The sequence below is a fragment of the Micromonospora sp. NPDC047527 genome, from assembly GCF_040643015.1.
GTDB lineage: Bacteria > Actinomycetota > Actinomycetes > Mycobacteriales > Micromonosporaceae > Micromonospora.
Genome location: NZ_JBEYTK010000007.1, coordinates 231,272 through 257,004 on the forward strand (window position 1 = coordinate 231,272; position 25,733 = coordinate 257,004).

Below are 25,733 nucleotides of genomic sequence, written 5' to 3' on the forward strand. Positions count from 1 at the left end.
ATACGATGCGCCTTGAGCCGAATCCGTGAGTTCCAGGGCGCCTCACCCGATCAGATCGCCGTCCGTCGCCCTCGTGGCGGGCCGTCCACCGTGCCTCCCGGGCAGGGCAGGTGGACCCACAGCGGTCACCACCGGATCCCCGGAGGCAGTTCATGCACCCGTCCAAACAACGGCTGATCCTGCTCGCCGCCACGACTGCGACCGCCGTCGTGGCCGGCACCGTCGGCACTGTCGTCGCCTCGGCCGCCGCTATCGGCTGCCGGGTCGACTACCAGGTCGCCAACCAGTGGCAGGGCGGCTTCGGCGCCAACGTCACGATCACCAACCTGGGCGACCCGGTCAACGGCTGGGCGCTGACCTGGTCGTACGCCGCCGGGCAGCAGGTCACGCAGGCGTGGAACGCCGCCGTCACCCAGTCCGGCGCCCAGGTCACCGCCCGCAACGTCGACTACAACGCCGCCATCGCCACCAACGGCACCGCCGGCTTCGGCTTCAACGGCTCGTGGACCAGCAGCAACCCGGCACCGACCAGCTTCGCGCTCAACGGCGTGACCTGTACCGGCGCGCCCCCCACCAGCGGCCCGACCACGCCAGCGCCGACAACCCCACCGCCGACAACGCCACCGCCCACCACCCCGCCGCCGACGACGCCACCGCCGACCACCCCACCGCCCACGACGCCACCGCCCACCGGCGGCGTACTGCAGATGGAGAACCTGGACCGGGGGCTCGTCAGCGTCCGCTCCGGCAACGGCAACCTGGTCTCCTGGCGGCTGCTCGGCACCGAGACCTCCGGGGTGGCGTTCAACCTCTACCGGGGCTCGACCCGGGTCAACTCCAGCCCGATCGCCGGTGCCACCAACTACCTCGACAGCGGCGCGGCGGCCGGCTCGGCGTACACCGTGCGGGCCGTGGTGGGCGGTGCCGAGCAGGCGGCGTCGGCGCCCGCGCTCCAGTTCGGCGACGGCTACCTGGACGTGCCGTTGCAGGTCCCCGCCGGGGGCACCACCCCCAGTGGGGAGAGCTACACCTACAGCGCCAACGATGCCTCCGTCGGCGACCTCAACGGTGACGGCAGCTACGAGATCGTGCTCAAGTGGGACCCGTCGAACGCCAAGGACAACTCCCAGTCCGGCTACACCGGCAACGTCTACGTCGACGCGTACACCCTGACCGGCACCCGGTTGTGGCGCATCGACCTGGGTCGCAACATCCGCGCCGGAGCCCACTACACACAGTTCCAGGTGTACGACTACGACGGTGACGGCCGCGCCGAGGTGGCCATGAAGACCGCCGACGGCTCCCGCTCGGGCACCGGCCAGGTGATCGGCTCGTCGTCGGCGGACCACCGCAACTCCAGCGGCTACGTGCTGGCCGGTCCGGAGTACCTGACCATGTTCGACGGACGCAACGGCGCGATCCTGTCCACCGTCAACTACGACCCGCCGCGCGGCACCGTGTCGTCCTGGGGCGACTCGTACGGCAACCGGGTGGACCGGTTCCTCGCCGGCACGGCCTATCTGGACGGACAGCGCCCTTCACTGATCATGGCCCGGGGCTACTACACCCGTGCGGTAATCGCCGCGTGGGACTTCCGCAACGGGACGCTGACCAAGCGCTGGACGTTCGACTCGAACTCCTCCGGCAACGGCGCCGCCGCCGGTCAGGGCAACCACCAGCTCTCCGTCGCCGACGTCGACGGTGACGGCCGCCAGGAGATCGTGTACGGTGCCGCCACCATCGACGACAACGGCCGGCTGCTCTACTCCACTGGCAACGGACACGGTGACGCCCTGCACGTCGGCGACCTCGACCCGGGCCGTGCCGGCCTGGAGGTGTTCAAGGTCGACGAGGACGCCAGCAAGCCCAGTTCCTGGTTCGCGGACGCGCGTACCGGTCAGATTCTGTGGTCCACGCCGGCCTCGGGCGACAACGGCCGGGGCGTCTCGGCGGACATCTGGGCGGGCAGCCCTGGCGCCGAGTCGTGGTCGTCGGCGGTTTCCGGGCTGGCCAACACCCGGGGTCAGAACGTCGGCCGCAAGCCGTCGTCGGCAAACTTCCTCGCCTGGTGGGACGGCGACCCGGTGCGGGAGCTGCTCGACGCCACGAAGATCGACAAGTACGGCACGGGCGGGGAGACCCGGCTGCTCACCGGCAACGGCGTGGCGTCGAACAACGGCACCAAGTCCACGCCGGCGCTCTCCGGTGACATCCTGGGCGACTGGCGCGAAGAGGTGATCTGGCGGACCAGCGACAGCCGGGCGTTGCGCATCTACAGCACGCCCACGCCGACCAGCACCCGGATCTACACGCTGATGCACGACCCGCAGTACCGCGTGGCTATCGCCTGGCAGAACACCGCCTACAACCAGCCGCCGCACCCGGGGTTCTTCATCGGCGACCAGATGGCGAACCCACCCGTCCCGAACATCCACCTACGTTGATCTGACTCTGGCGATCCTCATCGGGTTCGCCTAGGGTGGCAGGCACCGGGCCGCAGCCGCGGAATCCGCACAGCTCCGGCCCGGTGCTCCACACCGCGGCAATCCCGACCCGTCCCGACCGGGGTTGCCGTACCACCACCGGCATCAACGTTAGGCACCGTCCGGGTCGCGGGGGTGACGCTGACGTGAAGATCGTGTTTCACGCGTCCCGGCGCAGACCGCCCGCCACCTGCTCGGCGATCAACTCGTACGAGCGCACCCGGTCCTTCACGTCGTACACCAGCGTGGTCAACATCAGCTCGTCCGCGCCCGTGCGCTCCTGCAGCTCGGTCAGCTGCCGACGCACCGTCTCCGGCGAGCCCATCGCCTGACCGTCGCGCCGCTGCAGGACGAACTCCCGCTCGATCTCGGTGTACGGGTAGGCCGCCGCCTCATCGGGCGTGGACAGCGGCTCCGGCCGACCGGAGCGCAGCTTCAGAAACGACAGGGCGCTCGGCCCGGTCAGCCACTCGGCCCGCTCGTCGGTCTCGGCGCACACCGCGTTGACGGCCACCATCGCGTACGGCTTGTCCAGCCACTGCGACGGCCGGAAGTTCTGTCGGTACAGCGCCAGCGCCGGCAGCGTGTTCGCCGAGCTGAAGTGGTGCGCGAACGAGAACGGCAGACCGAGCAGGCCGGCGAGTTGGGCGCTGAAACCGCTGGACCCGAGCAGCCACACGGCCGGCTGCTCACCCTGACCCGGCGTGGCGATGATCTGCCCGGGGCGCTCCCCGCTGAAGTAGTTCATCAGGTCGGCCAACTCGCGCGGGAAGCCCTCCGCCGACAGCCCCTCCATGGTGCGGCGCAACGCCAGCGCGGTCACCTGGTCGGTGCCCGGCGCCCGGCCGATGCCCAGGTCGATCCGGCCCGGGTGCAGTGCCTCCAGGGTGCCGAACTGCTCGGCCACCACCAGCGGCGCGTGGTTGGGCAGCATCACCCCACCCGACCCGAGTCGGATCGTCGAGGTGTTCGCGGCCAGGTGCGCCAGCAGCACCGCCGGGGCCGAGCTGGCGATGGCCGGCATGTTGTGGTGCTCGGCCACCCAGAACCGGTGGTAGCCCAACTCCTCGGTGCGCCGGGCCAACTCGGTGGTGGCCTGCAGCGCGGCGCCGGCGGTGGTCCCCTTGGCGACCGGGGCAAGATCAAGAACAGACAACGGTACGGTGATCACACGCGTGGCCAACCCGCCGCCGGCCGGTTTTGTTCCGGCCTCGCCGTGTTCGTCGGGCAACTCACCCGCTGCTCAGCCCATCCCACGGGCCTGTTCGAAGATCAAACTCGTCTGCGTGTGCTGCACCACCGGGTCGACCGCCAGGTGATCCAGCACGAAGTCCCGCAACGCGTCACCCGACGCCGCCCGGACGTGCAGCACGTAGTCCTCCGCGCCGGCCACGTGGAACACCGACACCACCCCGGGCAGCCGCACCGACCGGGCCCGGAACGCGTCCACCGCGGCCCGCTCGTGCGCGGTCAGTCGCACCGACACCAGCGCCTGCAACGGCAAACCCAGCGCCGCAGGGTCCACCTCGGCGTGGAACCCGCGGATCGCCCCGCGCTCGCGCAGCGCCCGGGTTCGCGTCAGGCACGTGGACGGCGCCACCCCCACCCGCTCGGCGAGGGCGTTGTTGGGCAGTCGGCCGTCCGCCGCCAACTCGGTCAGGATCGCGCGGTCCACCTTGTCGAGGGGCGAATTCGACCGCACATCGTTCGGCTCAGGGGGCATCCCACCATCCTCGCCCGAACCAAACGGCGAATCCAGTGCTGCCGACAGAATTATCTGCCAGCCCATTGCCGACACGGCACCGGATGTTCGACGCTACCGCCATGATGACGGTGGACACCCAGGCTGTACACGCCGGCCGCGACGACCTGCGCACGCTCGGCGTGCACGTACCACCGATCGACTTCTCGACGACCAACCCACTGCCCTCGGTCGACGACGGCGGCAACGCCTACGAGCAGCTCGCCACCGGCGGCACCCTCCCCGCCGAAGGCGGCGCCGTCTACCAACGGCTCTGGAACCCGACCGTGGCCCGCTTCGAGACCGCCCTCGCCCAACTGGAGGGCACCGCCCAGGCGGTCGCCTTCGCCAGCGGCATGGCCGCCCTCACCGCCACCCTGCTCGCCGCCACCCGCGACGGCCAGCGCCACATCGTCGCCGTCCGGCCCCTCTACGGCGGCACCGACCACGTCCTTGCCACCGGTCTGCTCGGCACCACCGTCACCTGGGCCCACCCCGACGAGGTCGCCGGGGCCATCCGCCCGGACACCGCGCTGGTCGTCATCGAGACGCCCGCCAACCCCACCCTCGACCTCGTCGACATCGCGGCCCTCGCCACCGCGGCCGGCGACGTCCCGCTGCTGGTCGACAACACCGTCGCCACCCCCGTGCTGCAACAACCCGCCCGCCACGGCGCCGCCCTCGTCCTGCACAGCGCCACCAAGAGCATCGGCGGCCACGGCGATGTCCTTGCCGGCGTCGTCGCCTGCGACGCCGAATGGGCCACCCGACTGCGCCAGGTCCGCGCGGTCACCGGCGCGATCCTGCATCCCCTCGGCGGCTACCTCCTGCACCGCGGCCTGCAAACCCTGCCGCTGCGGGTCCGCGCCCAGCAGGCCAGCGCCGAGAAGCTCGCCGGCTGGCTCACCGACCACCCCGCCGTACACCGGGTGCACCACCCCTCGGTGTACGACCCGGCGGCGCTGGTCGGTCGGCAGATGGCCGGTCCTGGCAGCCTGCTCGCCTTCGAGGTGCGCGGCGGCGCACCCGCCGCGGCTGCCGTCGCCGGCGCCTGCGAGCTGATCACCCACGCCGTCTCCCTCGGCGGCGTGGACACCCTCATCCAGCACCCCGCCTCGCTCACCCACCGGCCCGTCGAGGGCGACGCGAAGCCCGCCGGCGGCCTGCTGCGCCTCTCGGTCGGCCTGGAGGACCCCGAGGACCTGCGCGCCGATCTTGCCCGCGCGCTCGACGCGATCGCCTGACCGGCGCGGTCGGTCAGGCTTTATCCACTCCATGTCGCCGATCTGGCGGTGTCTCCGGTGGGGGATGGCGCCACATCGGCGATACGGAGTCGATCAGGCCGGGCGGATACCCGTAGGCGGGCGGGGTCGGTCGGATTGTCGACATCTGGCAGGCAGGCGGTGAAAGCACCGTGGCCGGTGCCGAACGTCGCGGGTTCGGGCCGATCGACGCACCACTGCCGGACCGTGGTGTCCGGCAACGAGGCGTGTGGGCCGTCGAGCGGATGTCGCGCCTGCGAGCGGGGAGGGCGTGGCCTGTGCCCGCATCGGCGGTGGACTCACGCCCACCTGGTCGAACAGGTGTATGACAAAGTGCCGGGAGCGGGATTCGAACCCGCAAGCCCTTTCGGGCAGAAGTGTTTGAGACTTCCGTGTATGCCGTTCCACCATCCCGGCGAGTGCGGCTTACTGTACCCGACTACGCTTCTGCGGGAGCATGGGTGGTAGCCGTGCAGAAACGATGGTGGGGGTAGGGCTGGTGGCCGAGATACCGACGGATACCGAGCGCAGGCGCGTGCTGATCGCCGAGGACGAGGCGCTGATCCGGCTGGACCTCGCCGAGATGCTGGTCGAAGAGGGCTACGAGGTGGTCGGGGAGGCCGGTGACGGCGAGACCGCCGTCCGTCTCGCCGAGGAGCTGAAGCCTGACCTCGTCATCCTCGACATCAAGATGCCGATCATGGATGGGCTGGCCGCCGCCGAGCGGATCGCCGGCGCCCGGATCGCCCCGGTGATCATCCTGACCGCGTTCAGCCAGCGCGACCTGGTGGAGCGGGCGCGGGCGGCGGGCGCGATGGCGTACCTGGTGAAGCCCTTCCAGAAGAGTGACCTGGTCCCGGCGGTGGAGATCGCGCTGTCGCGCTACTCGGAGGTCGCGGCCCTGGAGGCGGAGGTCGCGAGCCTGACCGACCGCCTGGAGATCCGCAAGACGGTGGAGCGGGCCAAGGGCGCGCTGATGACCACCTATGGGATGACCGAGCCGCAGGCGTTCAAGTGGATCCAGCGCACGGCGATGGACCACCGGATGACCATGAAGGAGGTCGCCGAGCGGATCCTCACGGAGACCGCCGGCGGCGAGGCGCCCCAGCCGACCGTCTGAGCGCCCGGCGCACGCGGAGGGCACACCGCACGGTGGTCGGTGGCTAGCATCGACGGATGTCCGTCCGACAGGTCGTCGCGGTGTTCGGCCTCTTCGCACTGCTGCTCGCCGGTTGTGACGGCCCGGCGCCGCCGACCGGCGACGGATCGTCCGGGCCGACGTCGGCCGCCGCACCGCCGCTACGGCCGGGCTGGCAGGCGCTGACACTGCCGGCGCCGCCGGGCGACGCCGGCCGATTGCTGGTACGCGACCTGGCGGCCTGTTCGGGTCGCTGGTTCCTGGTCGGCGGCGTCGCGGACACGGGTGGCGGCACCCGTCCAGCAGCGTGGACCAGTGTGGACGGTACGACATGGACGTCGCTGCCGATGCGCGCGGATTCCTTCTACGGCCGGCAGAACGTGCTCTCCTCAGTCGCCTGTCGCGACGGGACGGCGGCGGTGATCGGCGCCAAGGTCGGTGGGGCGCACGGCAATCCGCGGATCAGCACCTGGCGGCAGCGGGCCGACGGTGCGTTGGTCGAGGTGCAGGCGCCGTTCGAGACGTACGGCGGGCCGAAGGCGGTGAACGTGTCCCGGCTGGCGGCGGGTCCGCCGGGCTGGCTGATCGTCGGCAATCGCTCGGCGGGCGCGGCCTCCTGGGTGTCGGCGCCGGACGCGGCGGAGTTCGCGCTGGTGGAGGGCGCGCCGGAGCTGGCGAGTGACGCCGTGGGGGTGACCTGGGCGTTCGACGCGGTGGCGGTGCCGGCGGGTTGGTTGGCGGTGGGTGGCTTGCTGCCGGCTGGCCGGATCGACCGGGATCCAGCGGTGTGGTCGTCGCCGGACGGGCGGTCCTGGCGGCGCACGGTGTTGCCGGGCGGCTCGGAGTACGAGGAGTTGCAGCGGGTGGCGCTGGTCGGTGGGGTGCCGGTGGCGGTCGGGCTGCGCGGGGCGACGTTCGGCACGTGGCGGCAGGAGGCGGGGGGCTGGGTGGCCGCGGGGGCGTTCGGTCGGCGGTCCTCCTCGGGTGTGCCGGTGGTGGCGTCGCTGGTGGCGGCGGGGGATCGGTTGTTCGCCGCGGTGGCCGACGGAACGCGATACTCGGTGTGGGTGTCGGCGGACCGGGGTGGGTCGTGGCGGCAGGCCGCGATGCCGCTGGAGGCCGGGGCGGGTGCCGATCGGGATGTGGCGCTGGTGGCGGTGGGTGACCGGTGGTGGTTGGCGGTGGACGATGGGTCACGGGCCGGTCTGTGGTCGGCGAGCGGGCCGGGCGCCTGATGGCGGGGTGTGTCGGCGGCGTACCGGCCCGGCCGAGCTGACTGCTGGACGTTTTTACAGTTCAGACGGTGTTCAGGCGGCGTTTACCGGCACGGACAAGGGTGTCTGAGTCCCATCCGGACGCGGACTTAAGGACCGATCGACGGATTCACCTGTTACGGGCATCGACTGGATTGCGTACGTCTTCGTAACGGTTTCGCAGACCCCCCGTTCAGGCCTTCCACGACGGTGTGCGGTGTCGGTACGCTCCGCCATCACGAGCCGTAACGCAGGGGGAGTCTCTGCGGGGTGGGTGGAATTGCGGGTCTGCTGCTGTCGCCGTCGCTAACGGGTCAGCCGCGTCCGCATCTGGAGGAGGTCAGGAAGCCGTGAGGCGAAGCTATGTACGAGCGCTGGGAACTGTCGCGCTCGCCGCGTCCCTGGTGGTCGCTGCTGGGTGCCAGGATTCCGGTGGCGAAAGCGGTGGGACCGCGTCCGGTGACTGCGGTGGCAAGATCGCGATCTTCGGCGCGTTCACGGGTGACAACGCGGGTCTGGTGATCCCGTCGCTGAACGGCGCCAAGCTCGCCGTGAAGCAGTTCAACGAGGCGAACCCGGACTGCAAGGTCACCATGCAGGAGTTCGACACCCAGGGTGACCCGGCTGTCGCGACCCCGTTCGCGAACCAGATCGCGGGGGACAACTCGTTCCTCGGTGTCATCGGTGGTCACTTCTCCGGTGAGTCGGACGCCACGATGCCGATCTACCAGGCCGCTGGCCTGGCGATGGTCAGCCCGTCGGCGACCCGCACCGACCTGACCCAGAAGGGCAACACGTCCTTCTACCGGGTCGTCGGCAACGACGGCACGCAGGCCGGCGCGGTGGCGAGCTACCTGAAGACCCAGAACGCGCAGAAGGTCTTCCTCGTCGATGACGCCAGCGCGTACGGCGCGGGCATCACCGACGAGCTGGGCAAGCAGCTCGGCCCGCTGGTGGTCAACAAGGACAAGATCCAGGAGCGCCAGGCGCAGTTCGACGCCACCGTCTCCAAGATCCGCTCCGCTGGGGCGGACTTCGTCTTCTACGGCGGTTACACCCGTGAGGCCGCTCCGCTGGTGAAGCAGATGCGTGCCGCCGGTGTCCAGGCCAAGTTCGTCGGCCCGGACGGTCTGTACGACCCGGCGTTCCCGGCGGGTGCCTCCGGCGGTGCCGAGGGCTCGATCATCACCTGCCCGTGCCTCCCGGCCGACAAGGCCGGCGGCACCTTCTCCGCCGACTACCAGAAGGAGTACGGCATCCCGCCGGGCTCCTACGGCGCTGAGGGCTTTGACGGCGCGAAGGTCTACCTGGACGCCTTCAAGGACGGCAAGAAGACCCGGGCCGACATCCTGGCGTACGTGAAGTCGTACGACAAGCAGGGCGTGTCGAAGTACATCAAGTTCGATGCCAAGGGTGACGTCGACCCGTCGAAGGTCGTCATCTGGGCCTACCAGATCAAGGGCACGGCTATCGAGCCGCTGCAGGAGCTCAAGCTCAGCTGACGCCCAGGCACTGGAGTGCGGCCGGGGTCGACCACCCCGGCCGCACTCGATTCAAGGAGACCCCCGGTGCATTTCGATGAACTGATCGGCCATCTCGGCCAGCACACGGTCGACGGCCTGTCCAAGGGCGCCATCTACGCCCTGATCGCCCTTGGCTACACCCTCGTCTATGGCGTCCTTCGTCTGATCAACTTCGCGCACTCCGAGGTTTTCATGGTCGGCACCTTCGCGGTGCTGATCCTCTGGAACCAGCTCGGGGTGGAAAATAACCCTCCTATCGGCCAGGCGATCCTGTTCCTGCTGCTCGGTCTGGTCGTCGCGGCCGTCGCCTCCGGCGGAACAGCTCTGGCTCTGGAGCGGATCGCGTACCGACCGTTGCGGCGCAAGAACGCGCCGCCGCTGATCTTCCTGATCACCGCGATCGGCCTGTCGCTGGTCTTCGTGGAACTCTTCGGGCAGGTGCTGCCCAAGCTGCTGGGCAACGTGCTGCCGGCGGCGTTCGGTCGGCCCCGGCAGATCGTCGGTATGCCGACGATCATCCAGCAGGAGACCCTGTTCACCATCGGCAACACGGCGATCACGAACATCCAGCTGATCGTCTTCGTGTCGGCTGTCGTGATGATGGCGCTGCTGGACTGGTTCATCAACCGCACCCGGTACGGCCGGGGTGTGCGAGCGGTGGCACAGAACCCGGAGACCGCCGCGCTGATGGGCGTCAACCAGGAGCGCGTGATCATGCTGATCTTCGTGCTCGGTGGCATCATGGCCGGCGCTGCCGCTCTGTTGTGGAGCATGCGGTTCGGTTTCACCCAGAACAGCATCGGGTTCGTGCTCGGCCTCAAGGCGTTCACCGCCGCGGTCCTGGGCGGCATCGGTAACCTGCGCGGCGCGCTGCTGGGCGGCCTGTTCCTCGGCATCGTCGAGGTCTACGGCGCCACGCTCTTCGCGTCCAACTGGGAGGACGTCATCGCCTTCGTGGTGCTGATCGTGGTGCTGATGTTCCGGCCCACCGGCCTGTTGGGTGAGTCGCTCGGGAGGGCCCGCGCATGATCGACAAAATCCGTTCCGCTGACCGCCGTCGTGTCGGCCTGCTGAACTCGGTCGGTGACCGCTGGCGGGCGTTGCCGAGGTGGCAGAAGGCCGTCGGCGTGGTCGCTCTGCTGGTCTTCCTGTACCACCTGCCGTACCTGGGGAAGCTGCCCGGCGGTCTCATGATCCCCGGTCTGAACAACCTGCGTACCGACTCGATCGAGGGCGGCAACAACTGGGCGGGCGTGCTCTTCGTCTGCGCCATCTACGTGCTGGTCGCGATCGGCCTGAACGTCGTGGTCGGCCTCGCCGGCCTGCTCGACCTGGGCTACATCGGCTTCTTCGCCATCGGCGCCTACAGCGTGGCGCTGTTCGGCTCGGTGAACTCGCCGGTGGTCAAGTGGATCCAGCAGGAGTTCGACCTGCCGCCGACCTGGGCGGTGACCTGGGGCATCTGTCTCCTGCTCGCGATCGTGCTGACGATGATCTCCGGTGTGATCCTGGGCTGGCCGACGCTTCGGCTGCGCGGTGACTACCTGGCGATCGTGACGCTCGGCTTCGGTGAGATCATCCGGATCGTGGCCCGCAACGCCACCGGGGTCACCAACGGCCCGGTCGGCATCTCGGCCATTCCCGGCCCGGAGGGCCCGCCGTCGGCGGACAACAAGGTCTTCGGTCTGATCGACGCGAAGCCCTGGTACTGGCTGGCGATCACCTTCGTACTGCTGATGGTGGTCCTGGTCCGCCGGTTGGAGCACAGCCGGGTCGGCCGGGCGTGGCTGGCGGTCCGCGAGGACGAGGACGCCGCCGCGGTGATGGGCGTGTACCCGTTCAAGTTCAAGCTCTGGGCGTTCGCCATGGGCGCGGCGCTCGGCGGCCTGTCGGGCTTCCTCTTCGGCAGCCGAAACGCGTTCATCGACCCGACCCAGTTCAACGCGAACCTGTCCATCCTCTTCGTCGCCATGGTCGTGGTCGGCGGTTCCGGCAACATGATCGGCGTCTCGCTCGGCGCGGTGCTGTTGGCGTACCTGCCGGAGCGGTTCCGCGACTTCGCCGACTACCGTTGGCTGGTCTTCGGCCTGGCCATGGTGCTGGTGATGATCCTGCGTCCGCAGGGCCTGATCCCCAGCCGGCGGCGAGCCCGCGAGTTGAAGGATCGCGCGGCCGAGGCAGAGGAGGCGCCCGCTCATGTCTGACCAGACCACCAGCACCGCGACGCCGAAGATCCCGACTCAGCCGGGGCCTCGGAAGGTGCTGCTCGAAGTCGACGACGTCACGCTCCGCTTCGGCGGCGTGGTCGCCCTCGACAAGATCAATTTCCAGATCTACGAGGGTGAGATCCTCGGTCTCATCGGGCCGAACGGCGCCGGCAAGACCACCAGCTTCAACGTGATGACGGGGGTCTACAAGCCGACCTCCGGTGCGGTCCGGTTCCAGGGCCAGAAGGTGACCGGCCGCAAGCCGCACCAGATCAGCCAGCTGGGCATCTCCCGGACGTTCCAGAACATCCGTCTCTTTCCGGAGATGACGGCGTTGGAGAACGTCATGGTCGGCACGGACTCCCGGCACAAGACCAGCGTGCCCGGGGCGCTCTTCCGGGTGCCCCGGCTCCGGCCGAAGCCACACGAGTTGCCGCAGGTCACCGCCGAGGCGGGCATCCGGCGGACGTGGCAGGAGACGCGCCGGTCGTTCGCCAAGACGTTCGGCCTGTCCCGGCACATCCTCGAGGAACGGGCAGCCGAGGCCAAGGCCCTGGAGTTGCTGCGCTTCGTCGGGATCGCCGACCGGGCCAACGACGAGGCGCGTAACCTCCCGTACGGCTACCAGCGTCGGTTGGAGATCGCCCGTGCGATGGCCACCGAGCCGAAGCTGATCTGCCTGGACGAGCCGGCCGCCGGCTTCAACCCGGCGGAGAAGGAGGAACTGCTCACCCTGATCCGGAAGATCCGGGACATGGGCCTGACCGTGCTGCTCATCGAGCACGACATGCGGCTGGTCATGGGGGTCACCGACCGGATCGTGGTGCTGGAGTTCGGCCGCAAGATCGCCGAGGGTGCGCCCACGGAGGTCAGCCGCGATCCGAAGGTGATCGCCGCGTACCTGGGGGAGCCCGCCGATGACGCTGCTTGATCTCGAGAACGTCTCCGTCGCCTACGGCCGGATCGAGGCGCTGCACGGCATCAGCCTGAGCGTCAACGAGGGTGAGGTGGTGGCCCTGATCGGCGCGAACGGCGCCGGTAAGACCACCACCATGCGGGCCATCTCCGGGACTCGGGCGCTCGCCGGCGGCAAGATCACGTTCAACGGCGAGGACATCAGCAAGCTCCGGGCCGACCTGCGGGTCGTCCGGGGGTTGTGCCAGTCACCGGAGGGTCGGCAGATCTTCCCGGGTATGACGGTCATGGAGAACCTGGACATGGGGGCGTACACCCGGCGGGACTCCGCCGGCATCGCCGCCGACCTGGACCGGGTGTTGACCCTCTTCCCGCGGCTGCGCGAGCGGCGCAAGCAGGCCGGCGGCACCCTGTCCGGCGGCGAGCAGCAGATGCTCGCGGTCGGTCGGGCGCTGATGAGCCGGCCGAAGCTGCTGCTTCTCGACGAGCCGTCGATGGGTCTGGCCCCGCTGGTGATCCGGCAGATCTTCGACATCATCACGGAGATCAACCAGCAGGGCACCACGATCCTGCTGGTGGAGCAGAACGCCCAGCAGGCGCTCTCCCGGGCGCACCGCGGCTACGTGTTGGAGACCGGCCGGATCGTGAAGGAGGGGTCCGGTCAGGACCTGCTGCACGACCCGTCGATCAAGGAGGCGTACCTCGGCGTGGCCTGAGCCACCTCGTCCGGCGGCCGGCCGTCCCCTCGCGGGGGTGGCCGGCCGTCGGCGTTGACGCCGGCTGTCCCTTTTCGCGTCCGGGGCCCGGTGCCGCCACCCGGGGATGTCGGTCCGACGGACTAGAGTCGCTGCCGTGACAGCTACGACGCCGCGCCTGCTCCTCGTCGACGGACACTCCCTGGCCTACCGGGCGTTCTTCGCCCTGCCGGTGGAGAACTTCTCCACCACGGGTCAGCCGACCAACGCCGTCTACGGCTTCACCTCGATGCTGATCAACGTGCTGCGCGACGAGCAGCCCACCCACATCGTCGTCGCCTTCGACGTCTCCCGCCGCTCCTTCCGCACCGACAGGTACGCGGAGTACAAGGCTGGCCGCAGCGAGACGCCGACCGACTTCAAGGGCCAGGTCAGCCTCGTCAAGGAGGTTCTGGCCGCGCTGCAGATCCCGGTGGTGGAGAAGGAGGGCTTCGAGGCCGACGACGTCATCGCCACGCTCGCCTGCCAGGCCCGCGACCAGGGCATGTCGGTGCTGATCAGCAGCGGCGACCGGGACGCGTTCCAGCTCGTCGACGACCAGATCACCGTCCTCTACCCGCGCAAGGGCGTCTCCGACCTCGCCCGGATGGACCCGGCGGCGATCGAGGCGAAGTACGGCGTCAGGCCCCAGCAGTACCGGGACCTGGCCGCGTTGGTCGGCGAGACCAGCGACAACCTGCCCGGCATCCCCGGCGTCGGCCCGAAGACCGCCGCCAAGTGGATTACCATGTACGGCGGGGTGGAGGGCGTGATCGCCCGCGCCGACGAGATCAAGGGCAAGGCCGGCGACAGCCTGCGCGAGCGGCTCGCCGACGTGATCCGCAACTACGAGATCAACCGGCTCGTGTCCGATCTGGAGCTGCCGCTGCGCCCGGAGGACACCCGCTGGACCGGTTGGGACCGCGAGGCGGTGCACCAGGTCTTCGACACCCTGGAGTTCCGCATCCTGCGCGACCGCCTCTACCAATATCTGGAGGCCGTCGAGCCCGAGGCCGAGTCCGGCTTCGACCTCACCGGCGAGCTGCTCACCGAGCCCGGCGCGCTGACCGCCTGGCTGGGCACCCACGCCCCGGCCGGCACCTCGGTCGGGCTGGCCGTCAAACTCGACACCGGCCCCAACCGCCGGCACACCGCCTCGATCACCGGCCTGGCGCTGGCCACCGCCGGTGGCGCGGCCGCCTGGATCGACCCCACCGGCCTCGACGCCACCGACGAGGGCGCGCTGGCCGGCTGGCTGGCCGACGCGCAGCGGCCAAAGGTGCTGCACGACAGCAAGCCGGCCGTGCTGGCCTGCTCGGCGCACGGCTGGGAGTTGGCCGGCGTCATCCGCGACACCCAGATCGCCGCGTACCTGGCCCGCCCCGACCAGCGGTCCTACGACCTGACCGACCTGGCGCTGCGCTACCTGCACCGCGAGCTGCGGGTGGACACGCCGGAGACCGGCCAGCTCACCCTCGACGGGCTGGGCGACGAGGGCGTGGCCGAGCAGAACCTCATGCTCCAGGCGCGGGCCACCCTCGACCTGGCCGATGCGATCGACGCCGAGCTGTCCCGCGATGGTGAGCAGTCCGCTCGGCTGATGGCCGGGGTGGAGCTGCCGCTGATGCGGGTCCTCGCCGGCATGGAGCGCACCGGCATCGCCGCCGACACCGACTACCTGTCCGAGCTGGAGGCGCACTTCGCCGCCGAGGTGAAGGCCGCCGCCCAGGGCGCGTACGAGGCGGTGGGCCGGGAGTTCAACCTCGGCTCGCCCAAGCAGTTGCAGGAGATCCTCTTCACCGAGCTGGGCCTGCCCAAGACCAAGAAGATCAAGACCGGCTACACGACCGACGCCGACGCCCTGCAGTGGCTCTACGCGCAGCAGCCGCACCCGGTGCTGGCCCACCTGCTGCGCCACCGCGACGTGGCCAAGCTCAAGTCGACAGTGGACGGTCTGCTCAAGTCGGTCTCCGACGACGGCCGGATCCACACCACCTTCAACCAGACGGTGGCGGCCACCGGGCGGCTCTCGTCCACCGAGCCCAACCTGCAGAACATCCCGATCCGCACCGAGGAGGGCCGACGCATCCGCCGGGCCTTCGTCGTGGGGGAGGGGTTCGAGTGCCTGCTCACCGCCGACTACAGCCAGATCGAAATGCGGATCATGGCGCACCTCTCCTCGGACGACGCGCTGATCGAGGCGTTCAACTCCGGCGCCGACTTCCACGCGGCCACCGCCTCGTCGGTCTTCGGGGTTCCGGTCGACGAGGTCACCCCGGACCAGCGCCGCAAGATCAAGGCAATGAACTACGGCCTGGCGTACGGGCTGAGCGCGTTCGGGCTGTCCCAGCAGCTCAGCATCGGCACCGAAGAGGCGCGCGGGCTGATGGAGAACTACTTCGCCGGCTTCGGCGGGGTGCGCGACTACCTGCACCAGGTCGTCGCCCGAGCCCGCCAGGACGGCTACACCTCGACCATCCTCGGTCGCCGCCGCTACCTGCCCGACCTGGTCAGCGACAACCGGCAACGCCGCGACATCGCCGAGCGGATGGCCCTCAACGCCCCGATCCAGGGCTCGGCGGCCGACATCATCAAGGTGGCGATGCTGCACGTCGACACCGCGCTCGGCGAGGCTGGCCTGCGCTCCCGCATGCTGTTGCAGGTGCACGACGAGCTGGTCTTCGAGGTCGCCCCCGGTGAGCGCGAGACGCTGGAGGCGCTGGTCCGACGGGAGATGGGCGCCGCGTACCCGCTGTCGGTGCCGCTGGAGGTGTCGGTGGGCGAAGGCCGGGACTGGAACAGCGCCGACCACTGAGTTACTTCAGCGGGTCGTGGCCCCAGTTCATGAGGGACCAGCGCCATTTGGTGTCGCGGACGTCGCCGGAGGGGCGTTGGGCCATGTGTCGGCGGACGTACCCGACGACCTTGCGCATGTGCTTGTAGTCGCCCTCGGACAGGTCGGCACGCTTGCGCCGCAACAGGTTGACGATCTTCCGCCCGGAGTCGTGCCCGACCGACTCGCCGCCACCGGAGTGGCCGCCCTTGTGCCAGCCGACCTGCTTCGACTCGTCGGTCTCCAGCCAGGACGACAGCTCACCGGGCTTCATGTTCACCGCCTCGGTGAACTCCCGGTAGGTGTCGCGCCCCTCGTCACGGCCGCTCATGACGCAGCGCCTCGGGTCGGTGGGCCACGTCCCGGCCCGAGTCGTCGTTGCGGATCCGGTACTGCGGCTCGTCCTCGGACGCGTTCACGGTGTGGCCGCGTACGTGCGTCCGATCGGTCAGCTTCTCCCTGACCACGCCGTGCGCCCGGCCGCTGTGACTGGCCCAGGAGACGTGGTCGCCCTCGCGGAATTCCCTCTGCTCGGCCATACGCTCCGGCTACCCGGCATCGCCGGGGCGAAACGGCGGCCGAGCCGACCGACTACGGCGTGATCTCGGTGATCGGAAGTTTGATCTCGAATGGTTCGGTCAGCTCGATCACGTCGGCGCCGTCGGCCGCCAGCTCGTACTGCCGCTCGCCGCCAGGGCCCACCCGGTCGCCGATCCGGTAGGCGTAGACGTGCACCGGGTCCTGCTCGATCCGCCAGTAGAAGGGGATGCCGGCGGCGGCGTACTCGCCGGGTTTGGCGAAGCGGTCGATCCGCCGCGTGCCCGGCGAGACGATCTCCACGGCGAGCACAACGTCCGCCGATCGCAGCATGGACTGATCAGCCGGCACCTCGGCGCGGTACAGCAGGACGTCCGGCTGCCGGCTGGTGTTGAAACCGAGCCCGACGCCGACGGCCTGGGCGACCCGGAGGTTGCTGGGCGCGTGAGATTGGAGCCACAGACGTACCAGGAATGAGATGTCCTGGTGGCCCAGGGTGGGGGAGGGGGTCACCTGGATAACACCATCGACGAGTTCGACGCGGGGAGCGTCGTCCGGCAGGGCGAGCAGGTCCTCCAGCGTGTAGTCGGCACGCTGCTGCCGCATCGGGTCCGGACACCAGGGGCCAGGTGGTGTCGGGATGGGCTCCGCGCTCATAGGGCGAGCCTACGGCCCATCGATGGGACAGCGCCTCAAGCAACGCGAGGTGGGTCGCCGCCTCCAACTGGGTGGATGCAGGTCGGACTGTGGGTGCGACGCGCTCAGGCGGCCGGCTTCTCGGTGACGAAGATGGCGGTGCCGGGGAAGAGCCGGCCGCGCAGCGGGCTCCACTGCCCCCAGATCCCCTCGTGCCCCTCCGGCCACTCCGGCTCCACCAGATCCAGCAGTCGGAACCCGGCGCCCACCAGTTCGCGGATCCGGTCGCCGAGCGTGCGGTGCTGCTCGACGTAGGTGGCCACACCGGCCTCGTCCTGCTCCACGTAGGGGGAACGGTCGAAGTACGAGTGCACGGCCGTCAGCCCGCCCTGGCCCGGGTCGTCGAGGAAGATCCACCGCATCGGGTGGGTCACCGAGAACACCCACCGGCCGCCGGGGCGCAGCACCCGGTGCACCTCGGCGAGCAGGGCCGCCGAGTCGTCCACGAACGGGATCGCGCCGAAGGCGGTGCAGGCCGTGTCGAAGGATTCGTCGGCGAACGGCAGGGCGAGCGCGTCGGCCTGCACCAGCGGTACGCGTACCCCGCTGCGGTCGGCGGCCTGCGCGGCGTGCCGCAACATGCCGGCGGACAGGTCGAAGGCGACCGGCCGGGCGCCCTGGGTGGCCAGCCAGCGGGCGGCGGACGCCGCGCCGCAGCCCACCTCCAGCACCCGCCGCCCGGACACGTCACCGAGCAGCCGGGCGTCGGCCTCGCGCAGACCCTCCGGGCACCAGACGAAGTCCACGTCACCGAGGAACGCGCCGTGCTCGGCCTGGTAGTCGTCGGCGTCGGTGTCCCACCAGCCGCGGTTAGCCCGCCGAGCCTCGGCGTCACCCACCCGGCGCCGGGTCACCCGGCTGTCGTCATCCACCGGGCTCACGCTAGGCCCCGCCGTGGCCCTGTCACGCGGTGGGCGGGGCCGACCCGCCGGGCCGGTTCGGCGCGCCTTCTCGCTGGTGCCCCCGGGGCCGCTGTGACACACGAGACACCAGAGGTGGTTTCCGGGCGATTGTTCGGCTTTCGCAGGTCATCACACGGCGAGGAGAAGGGAGGGCTTGCACGCTGTGGTAATGCGCACGGTAGGCTAGACGATGCGCTCGCGGATCGTGTGTCTCGGCAGGGAGCAGGTGCGCGGTCGACGGAGCACATCATGATCTCACTAGGCGATCGTTCGGTGTGCCCGGCGACGGATCCGCTGGCGCGAACAGGTCACCGCGACACCAGCCTGCTGTGACAACCCACCGACCGGAGCAACCGCCCACATGACGAGCAGCATCGAGGCCCCCTCGAGCGCCACCCGGGTCACCCACGACGATCTCGGTTCCGAGGAGGCTTTCCTCGCCGCGATCGACGAGACCATCAAGTACTTCAACGACGGCGACATTGTCGAAGGCACCGTCGTCAAGGTCGATCGGGACGAGGTCCTGCTCGACATCGGCTACAAGACCGAGGGTGTCATCCCCTCTCGGGAGTTGTCGATCAAGCACGACGTGGACCCCGCCGAGGTTGTGACGGTTGGTGACCACATCGAGGCCCTGGTCCTCCAGAAGGAGGACAAGGAGGGTCGTCTGATCCTCTCCAAGAAGCGGGCGCAGTACGAGCGGGCCTGGGGCACGATCGAGAAGATCAAGGACGAGGACGGTGTCGTCCGCGGCTCGGTCATCGAGGTTGTCAAGGGTGGCCTCATCCTCGACATCGGGCTGCGCGGCTTCCTGCCCGCGTCCCTGGTCGAGATGCGGCGCGTGCGTGACCTGCAGCCGTACGTCGGGCGTGAGCTCGAGGCCAAGATCATCGAGCTGGACAAGAACCGCAACAACGTGGTCCTGTCCCGCCGGGCCTGGCTGGAGCAGACGCAGTCCGAGGTGCGCACCGAGTTCCTCAACAAGCTGCAGAAGGGCCAGGTCCGCAAGGGCGTCGTGTCCTCGATCGTCAACTTCGGCGCCTTCGTGGACCTCGGCGGCGTCGACGGTCTGGTGCACGTCTCCGAGCTGTCCTGGAAGCACATCGACCACCCGTCCGAGGTCGTCGAGGTGGGCCAGGAGGTCGAGGTCGAGGTCCTGGACGTCGACCTGGACCGCGAGCGCGTCTCGCTGTCGCTGAAGGCGACGCAGGAGGACCCGTGGCGGCAGTTCGCCCGCACCCACGCGATCCAGCAGATCGTGCCGGGTAAGGTCACCAAGCTGGTGCCGTTCGGTGCGTTCGTCCGGGTGGACGACGGCATCGAGGGCCTGGTCCACATCTCCGAGCTGGCCGAGCGCCACGTGGAGATCCCGGAGCAGGTCGTCCAGGTCGGCTCCGAGGTCATGGTCAAGGTCATCGACATCGACCTTGAGCGTCGCCGGATCTCGCTGTCGCTCAAGCAGGCCAACGAGGGCTTCGTCGAGGGCGAGGAGCACTTCGACCCGACCCTCTACGGCATGGCCGCGACGTACGACACCGAGGGCAACTACATCTACCCGGAGGGCTTCGACCCGGAGACGGGCGAGTGGCTCGAGGGGTACGACAAGCAGCGCGAGACCTGGGAGAACCAGTACGCCGAGGCCCGTCAGCGCTGGGAGGCCCACACCAAGCAGGTGCAGACCTCTCGGGCCGCCGACGCCGAGGCTGCTGCCAACCCGACTCCGGTCGTTCCGGCCGCTGGCGGCGGCGGTGGCACCACCTCCTCGTCCAGCCCGGCCCCGAGCCGGCAGGCCGAGGAGCCGGCCGGCACGCTGGCCACCGACGAGGCGCTCGCCGCACTGCGGGAGAAGCTCGCCGGCGGTAAGTGACCCGCTGAACGACGAAGGGCCCCGTCCCCGCGATCTTCGGATCGTCGGGGGCGGGGCCCTCGCCGTTCCCGCCGCGCAGTCTCGGCCACCAGATCGTGCTCGATCGTGGATGTAGGGGCCTCCGGTCGGCCGGGATGCCACTACATCCTTGATCGAGCGTGATCTGACCCTGCCGTGCCCCGCGGCCCGTCGTACGGGGGTGGATGTGGCGGCGGGATTCGTGATCCGGTTGACTGGTCGGGTGCTGAGGGTGGGGTTGACCGGCGGTATCGGGTCGGGCAAGAGCGCGGTGGCTGCGCGGCTGGTCGAGTTGGGTGCGGTGCTCATCGACGCGGATCGCGTCGCGCGGGAGGTCGTCGCACCGGGCACCGAAGGGCTGGCCGAGATCGTCGCCGCCTTCTCCGAACGGGTGTTGGACGCCGACGGCGCGCTCGACCGCGCCGCGCTGGGCGCGGTGGTGTTCGCCGACGAGGCCGCCCGCCGCCGGCTGGAGGCGATCACCCACCCCCGGGTCCGCGCCCGTACCGCCGAGCTCATGGCCGCGGCGGCACCGGACGCGATCGTCGTGAACGACGTACCGCTGCTGGTGGAGGTGGGGCTCGCGCCGACGTACCACCTGGTGGTCGTCGTGCAGACGGCCGTCGGGACCCGACTGGAGCGACTGACGCGTAACCGGGGGATGGACCGCGCGGAGGCCGAGCGCCGGATCGCCGCGCAGACCGACGACGCGCGTCGCCGCGCGGCGGCGGACGTGGTGTTGACCAACGACGCGAGCCTTTCGGCGCTGCACGCCGCCGTCGACGCGCTGTGGCGGCAGCGGCTGCAGCCCTACGAGCACAACCTGCGGGAGCGGCGGGTGGTTCCGCCGGGTGAGGGCCGGGTGGCGAGGAGCGACCCGAGCTGGCCCGAGCAGTACGCACGGCTGGCCGCCCGGATCCGTCACGCGCTCGCCCCGGCCGACCTGCGGATCGACCACATCGGCGCGACCGCGGTGTCCGGCTCCGCCGCCGCCGACGTCATCGACGTGCAGGTGGCCGTGCCCACCCTCGCCGACGCCGACGGGGCACTGGCCGACCGGCTGGCGAACGCCGGGTTCCCACGGGTGCCGGGGCACTGGTGGGACGACCCGCGTCCGGCCGGCCAGGGCCGGTGGGAGAAGCGGCTGCACGGCAGCGCCGACCCGGCCCGGCCGGTGCGCCTGCACGTGCGGGCGGCCGACTCCCCGGGCTGGCGGTACGCGCTGCTGATGCGCGACCACCTGCGCGCCGATCCGGATCAGCGGGCGGCGTACCTGCTGCTCAAGCGGGATCTGGTCGAAGCGGCACCGGACGTCGGCGGCCCCGGCACGGCCCGCGATCCCTGGTTCGACGAGGAGTACCTGCGGGCCGAGCAGTGGGCCGCGCAGACTGGCTGGCGGCCCTGAGCGGAACCGGCCAGCGCGCCGGGTGAGCGGTGGATCAGCGGACGCTCGGCCGTGGCGGGCCGCCCGGTCGGGTGGTGGCCGCCGGGCGGGGCGGCGGGCTGAGGCGGGGCACCACGGCCGGACTGAGGTTCAGCTGTGCCCACGCGCCGGCGCCGGTGTGCAGCTCCACCCGGCGCAGCGACCCGTCCCGCTCGATCCAGTAGCGCAGCCGTCCGGCGGCCGTGCGCAGCTCCACGACGTCCACGATCCGCCCGTCGGCGACGTCCTCGCGTACCCGCACGGCCGCTCCGCGTTGCCCCACCGGCCCGGCGGCGGCCACCGCGGCGTCGACCAGCCGGTCCAGGTCGTCCCCGCCCGACCGGGTGAGCCGCCACGACCCTCCGGGCACCGGCAGCGGCGGCCGGCCCGGCGTCTCCGCGGTGCCGCCGCCACCGGCCTCGGCCGGCACGTCCGCCCGGGACAGACCGGCCGCGTCCCGGCGCAGCAGGGTCCGGCGGTCCGGTACGCCCAGGTCGGCGACCGCCAGGTACGCGGTGCCGGCGGTCCAGCTCAACCAGCCCGAGCCCCGCAGGTTGGCGTCCGTGCCCACCGGCGCGCTCACCGTCACCGTGGCACCGCCCTGGGCACGTAGCCGGGCCGGCAACCGGGCCACCCGTCGCTGCTCCGCGTCGGTCAGGGCGCGGGGCAGACCGGGGCGGCCACCGAGCGCGTCCACCGGGCGCAGCGTGGGCCGGTCGATCCGGTTGAGGAGCACCGTGACGGGGCCGACGCCGGGCAGCCGGGTCGTCAACTTGTGCAGTCGCGCATCCTGGTCCAGCCAGTAGCGGGTCGACCCGTCCGGCGCGGCCCCGGCGGTGGTGCCGCCCGGCGTGCTGCTGTCCGGCGTGGTGCCGCCTGGTCTGGTGCCGCCCGCGGCGGGTGGGGTCGTGGTGGGCAGCGGTGCCGACACGACGTCCACCGGCCCGGCCGCGAGCACCTCCCGGGCGACCCAACGGGCGTCGCCGTCGGCCGGGTCCGGGCGGTCGGCGGTGAGGCTCCGGAGCAGATCGAGGACCGGCGCCAGCCCCGCACCGGGCGTCAGCCGGTGCAGCCGCCAGCGGTCCGGAGGTGGCACCAGCGGCGGCGCGGCGGGGGTGGGCACGGCGGTCGGGTCCGGTCGGATCACCAGCACCGACCCGGTGCTCTGCAACAAACCCCGGTCGACGCCCGCCCCCGGCCCGCCCACGTCCAGGTAGAGCAGGGGCTGCGACCAGTCCACCCACCCCACCAGTTCGGTACGGGCGGCGCCGGTCCCGGCGGTGACGTGCACCCCGGAGCGCAGGTCCCGCAGGTTGGTGACCCGCATCGCGGCCAGTCGCTCGGCCTCCGCGACGGTCAGCGGCCGGGCCGGCTCGGGAGGGTCGGGCGCCCAGCTCAGCAGCCCGATCACCAGCGCCGTCGCGGACGTCACCGCGGTCAGCCCGAGCAGCAGCAGCACCGTACGTCGGCGGCGGCTCGCCGGGGACGAACCGACGGCGTCCGTGTCGGTGGCATCGGTGACGTCGGCGGTGCGGCTCATCCGGGCGGAAGGGCCGCTGGTGCCCGCACCCCCGCCGGTGGGGGCGGCGCCCGCCGACCGGCCGGCGGTGGCGGCTGCGGCGCTCGCCGAACCGGTGCGGTGCCGGCCGGTGCCGGGCCGGCCCGAGTCGGCGCCCGCGCCGGGCCGGCCGGTGCCGCGTCGACCGCTGGTGGTGCCGGTGTGGTGGCGCCGGGACGGGTCCCCGGGATCGGACTCGGGTGCCGGGGTCGCAGAGGTGTCCACGGATGTGAAACGGGCGGGACGGTGCCGGGGTGACGAGCAGGGGCGCTCGCGGCGGCCGGTCTGCGCCGTGAGCGCGACCACACGGGTGCGCACGCCGGATGGGCCGGGTGCTGCGACCGCTGTGCCGGGGGCGGCCCGCCGTGATGACGGCGTGGCCACCGGCCCGGTCGGCCGCCGCGAGCGGCCTACATGAAGAGGGTAGTCCCGGTGACATGTGCCACACAATGGGAATATCGAAGCCGATCACGTACCCTGCGCGACGGCCCGAACCTGTCGGACCTCCGGCGTACCGTTGACGTCATGGCGCTCGACATTCCCCGGCTCGACGGCCGCTTCCAGGTCGTCAGCGACTTCCAGCCGGCCGGTGACCAGCCGGCCGCCATCGACGATCTTGAGCGGCGGGTTCGGCGCGGCGACCGCAACACGGTGCTGCTCGGCGCGACCGGCACCGGAAAGAGCGCCACCACGGCGTGGCTGATCGAGCGGTTGCAGCGCCCGACCCTGGTGCTCGCCCCGAACAAGACGCTCTGCGCGCAGTTGGCCAAGGAGTTCGGCGAGTTGCTGCCGGACAACGCGGTCGAATACTTCGTCTCGTACTACGACTATTACCAGCCCGAGGCATACATCCCGCAGACCGACACCTACATCGAGAAGGACTCCTCGATCAACGAGGAGGTCGAGCGGCTGCGGCACTCGGCGACGATGTCGCTGCTCACCCGCCGCGACGTGGTCGTCGTGGCGACCGTCTCGGCGATCTACGGCCTGGGCACCCCGGAGGAGTACCTCGACCGGGCGATCCGGGTCGAGGTCGGCCAGGAGGTCGACCGCGACCAGCTGCTCCGGCGGCTGGTCGACATCCGCTACACCCGCAACGACATGGCCTTCCAGCGGGGCACCTTCCGCGTCCGGGGCGACACGCTGGAGATCATCCCGGCGTACGAGGAGTTGGCGGTCCGCATCGAGATGTTCGGCGACGAGGTGGAGAAGCTCTATTACCTCAACCCGTTGACCGGTGACGTGGTCCGCGAGGTCAACCAGTTGGTGATCTTCCCGGCGACCCATTACGCGGCCGGCCCGGAGCGGATGGAGCGGGCCATCCGCGACATCGAGGCGGAGCTGGCCGAGCGGCTGGCCGAGTTGGAGCGGCAGGGCAAGCTGCTGGAGGCGCAGCGGCTGCGGATGCGCACCACGTACGACATCGAGATGATGCGGCAGGTCGGTTTCTGCTCCGGCATCGAGAACTACTCCATGCACATGGACGGGCGGCTGCCCGGCAGCCCACCGCACTGCCTGCTCGACTACTTCCCGGACGACTTCCTCACCGTCGTCGACGAGTCGCACGTGACGATCCCGCAGATCGGCGGCATGTACGAGGGCGACGCGTCGCGTAAGCGGATGCTCATCGACCACGGTTTCCGGCTGCCCAGCGCCGCCGACAACCGGCCGTTGCGCTTCGACGAGTTCCTGGAGCGGGTCGGCCAGATGGTCTACCTCTCCGCGACCCCCGGCACGTGGGAGATGGAGCAGGCCCAGGGCGAGTTCGTCGAGCAGGTCATCCGCCCCACCGGCCTGGTCGACCCGCAGGTCGTGATCAAGCCGACCAAGGGCCAGATCGACGACCTCATGCACGAGATCAAGCTGCGGACCGACGCCGACGAGCGGGTCCTCGTCACCACTCTGACCAAGAAGATGGCCGAGGATCTGTCGGACTACCTGCTGGAGAACGGCGTCCGGGTGCGTTACCTGCACTCCGAGGTCGACACGCTGCGCCGGGTGGAGCTGCTGCGCGAGCTGCGTCAGGGTGAGTACGACGTGCTGGTCGGCATCAACCTGCTCCGCGAGGGTCTGGACCTGCCCGAGGTGTCGCTGGTGGCGATCCTCGACGCCGACAAGGAGGGCTTCCTGCGCAGTGGTCGCTCCCTGATCCAGACCATCGGGCGGGCCGCCCGTAACGTGTCCGGCCAGGTGCACATGTACGCCGACAAGATCACCCCGTCGATGGCGGCGGCGATCGACGAGACCGACCGGCGTCGCGCCAAGCAGATCGCGCACAACGAGGCGCACGGGATCAGCCCCGAGCCGCTGCGTAAGAAGATCCACGACATTCTGGACGACATCTACCGCGAGGCGGAGGACACCGAAAACTCCCGCGTCGGCGGCGCGGCGCGGCAGCTTTCGCGGGGCAAGGCGCCGGTCAAGGAGACCCGCAGCCGCAGTCGGTCCGCTGCCGCCACCACCTCCCGGGAGGGCATGGCCCGCGCCGACCTCGCCCAGCTCATTCAGGAGCTGAACGACCAGATGCTGGCCGCCGCCCGCGAGTTGCAGTTCGAGCTGGCGGCGCGGATCCGCGACGAGGTCTCCGACCTGAAGAAGGAGCTGCGCGGGATGGACGTCGCCGGCGTGAAGTGACCGCCCCGG

Annotated in this window: 20 protein-coding genes and 1 tRNA gene; 13 read left to right on the forward strand and 8 right to left on the reverse strand. The window is 70.6% G+C overall.

Features of this window, described 5'->3' with window-relative positions; all coding sequences use genetic code 11:
- The first annotated feature begins 152 nt into the window (after window positions 1-152).
- Window positions 153-2,444, forward strand: coding sequence for a cellulose binding domain-containing protein (locus ABZ808_RS25535; protein ID WP_357011136.1), 2,292 nt, complete (start codon window positions 153-155; stop codon window positions 2,442-2,444).
- Between the two features lie 199 nt (window positions 2,445-2,643).
- Here the strand turns inward: ABZ808_RS25535 and ABZ808_RS25540 are convergent, their stop codons facing one another.
- Both ABZ808_RS25540 and ABZ808_RS25545 read right to left on the reverse strand, forming a co-directional pair.
- Window positions 2,644-3,666 carry an LLM class flavin-dependent oxidoreductase gene (locus ABZ808_RS25540; RefSeq protein ID WP_357011138.1) on the reverse strand — a complete coding sequence of 341 codons (1,023 nt, stop codon included), beginning with the start codon at window positions 3,664-3,666 and terminating at the stop codon, window positions 2,644-2,646.
- Between the two features lie 60 nt (window positions 3,667-3,726).
- Entirely contained in the window at window positions 3,727-4,206 is a 480-nt protein-coding gene (locus ABZ808_RS25545) for an Lrp/AsnC family transcriptional regulator (RefSeq protein WP_357011140.1), read from the reverse strand.
- A gap of 83 nt (window positions 4,207-4,289) precedes the next feature.
- Between ABZ808_RS25545 and ABZ808_RS25550 the strand changes: the two genes are divergently transcribed.
- Window positions 4,290-5,468 carry an aminotransferase class I/II-fold pyridoxal phosphate-dependent enzyme gene (locus ABZ808_RS25550; RefSeq protein ID WP_357011142.1) on the forward strand — a complete coding sequence of 393 codons (1,179 nt, stop codon included), beginning with the start codon at window positions 4,290-4,292 and terminating at the stop codon, window positions 5,466-5,468.
- Window positions 5,469-5,820: 352 nt separating this feature from the next.
- On the opposite strand, the gene ABZ808_RS25555 is transcribed toward ABZ808_RS25550, so the two are convergent.
- Window positions 5,821-5,903, reverse strand: a tRNA-Leu gene (locus ABZ808_RS25555).
- Window positions 5,904-5,985: 82 nt separating this feature from the next.
- Between ABZ808_RS25555 and ABZ808_RS25560 the strand changes: the two genes are divergently transcribed.
- The 8 genes from ABZ808_RS25560 (at window position 5,986) to polA (ending at window position 16,071) form a co-directional block, all read left to right on the forward strand.
- Window positions 5,986-6,606: a response regulator gene (locus tag ABZ808_RS25560; protein ID WP_357011144.1), complete on the forward strand. Its 621-nt coding sequence runs from the start codon at window positions 5,986-5,988 to the stop codon at window positions 6,604-6,606.
- Window positions 6,607-6,662: 56 nt separating this feature from the next.
- On the forward strand, window positions 6,663-7,859 hold the full coding sequence (locus ABZ808_RS25565) for a hypothetical protein (RefSeq protein ID WP_357011146.1): 1,197 nt from the start codon (window positions 6,663-6,665) through the stop codon (window positions 7,857-7,859).
- A 368-nt stretch (window positions 7,860-8,227) separates the two neighbouring features.
- Window positions 8,228-9,379: a branched-chain amino acid ABC transporter substrate-binding protein gene (locus tag ABZ808_RS25570; protein WP_357011148.1), complete on the forward strand. Its 1,152-nt coding sequence runs from the start codon at window positions 8,228-8,230 to the stop codon at window positions 9,377-9,379.
- A gap of 66 nt (window positions 9,380-9,445) precedes the next feature.
- Window positions 9,446-10,429 (forward strand): branched-chain amino acid ABC transporter permease, encoded by a 984-nt coding sequence (locus ABZ808_RS25575; RefSeq protein ID WP_357011150.1) that lies wholly within the window; start codon window positions 9,446-9,448, stop codon window positions 10,427-10,429.
- Window positions 10,426-11,604: a branched-chain amino acid ABC transporter permease gene (locus tag ABZ808_RS25580; RefSeq protein WP_357011152.1), complete on the forward strand. Its 1,179-nt coding sequence runs from the start codon at window positions 10,426-10,428 to the stop codon at window positions 11,602-11,604. The genes ABZ808_RS25575 and ABZ808_RS25580 overlap by 4 nt, the downstream gene beginning before the upstream one ends.
- Window positions 11,597-12,538 (forward strand): ABC transporter ATP-binding protein, encoded by a 942-nt coding sequence (locus tag ABZ808_RS25585; RefSeq protein WP_357011154.1) that lies wholly within the window; start codon window positions 11,597-11,599, stop codon window positions 12,536-12,538. The genes ABZ808_RS25580 and ABZ808_RS25585 overlap by 8 nt, the downstream gene beginning before the upstream one ends.
- Window positions 12,525-13,238, forward strand: coding sequence for an ABC transporter ATP-binding protein (locus ABZ808_RS25590; RefSeq protein ID WP_357011156.1), 714 nt, complete (start codon window positions 12,525-12,527; stop codon window positions 13,236-13,238). The genes ABZ808_RS25585 and ABZ808_RS25590 overlap by 14 nt, the downstream gene beginning before the upstream one ends.
- Window positions 13,239-13,374: 136 nt before the next feature.
- A complete protein-coding gene (gene polA / locus ABZ808_RS25595) occupies window positions 13,375-16,071 on the forward strand; it encodes a DNA polymerase I (protein WP_357011158.1) in 2,697 nt (898 codons plus the stop codon).
- 1 nt (window position 16,072) lies between these two features.
- On the opposite strand, the gene ABZ808_RS25600 is transcribed toward polA, so the two are convergent.
- The 4 genes from ABZ808_RS25600 to ABZ808_RS25615 all read right to left on the reverse strand — a co-directional run bounded on the left by ABZ808_RS25600 (window position 16,073) and on the right by ABZ808_RS25615 (window position 18,194).
- Entirely contained in the window at window positions 16,073-16,420 is a 348-nt protein-coding gene (locus ABZ808_RS25600; protein ID WP_357011160.1) for a DUF3140 domain-containing protein, read from the reverse strand.
- Window positions 16,407-16,628, reverse strand: coding sequence for a DUF2945 domain-containing protein (locus tag ABZ808_RS25605; RefSeq protein WP_357011162.1), 222 nt, complete (start codon window positions 16,626-16,628; stop codon window positions 16,407-16,409). The genes ABZ808_RS25600 and ABZ808_RS25605 overlap by 14 nt, the downstream gene beginning before the upstream one ends.
- 52 nt (window positions 16,629-16,680) lie before the next feature.
- Complete coding sequence (locus tag ABZ808_RS25610; protein WP_357011164.1) at window positions 16,681-17,283, reverse strand: Uma2 family endonuclease; 603 nt, start codon at window positions 17,281-17,283, stop codon at window positions 16,681-16,683.
- A 104-nt stretch (window positions 17,284-17,387) separates the two neighbouring features.
- On the reverse strand, window positions 17,388-18,194 hold the full coding sequence (locus ABZ808_RS25615; protein WP_357011166.1) for a class I SAM-dependent methyltransferase: 807 nt from the start codon (window positions 18,192-18,194) through the stop codon (window positions 17,388-17,390).
- Between the two features lie 391 nt (window positions 18,195-18,585).
- Here ABZ808_RS25615 and rpsA point away from each other — a divergent pair, with 391 nt between their 5' ends.
- Both rpsA and coaE read left to right on the forward strand, forming a co-directional pair.
- On the forward strand, window positions 18,586-20,091 hold the full coding sequence (rpsA, locus tag ABZ808_RS25620; protein WP_357011168.1) for a 30S ribosomal protein S1: 1,506 nt from the start codon (window positions 18,586-18,588) through the stop codon (window positions 20,089-20,091).
- A 241-nt stretch (window positions 20,092-20,332) separates the two neighbouring features.
- Window positions 20,333-21,514, forward strand: a complete 1,182-nt coding sequence (coaE, locus tag ABZ808_RS25625) for a dephospho-CoA kinase (protein ID WP_357011239.1) — start codon at window positions 20,333-20,335, stop codon at window positions 21,512-21,514.
- 34 nt (window positions 21,515-21,548) lie between these two features.
- Here coaE and ABZ808_RS25630 read toward each other — a convergent pair whose 3' ends face one another.
- Window positions 21,549-23,315: a hypothetical protein gene (locus tag ABZ808_RS25630; RefSeq protein ID WP_357011170.1), complete on the reverse strand. Its 1,767-nt coding sequence runs from the start codon at window positions 23,313-23,315 to the stop codon at window positions 21,549-21,551.
- 300 nt (window positions 23,316-23,615) lie between these two features.
- Between ABZ808_RS25630 and uvrB the strand changes: the two genes are divergently transcribed.
- Entirely contained in the window at window positions 23,616-25,724 is a 2,109-nt protein-coding gene (gene uvrB / locus ABZ808_RS25635) for an excinuclease ABC subunit UvrB (RefSeq protein ID WP_357011172.1), read from the forward strand.
- The last annotated feature ends 9 nt before the right edge of the window (window positions 25,725-25,733 follow it).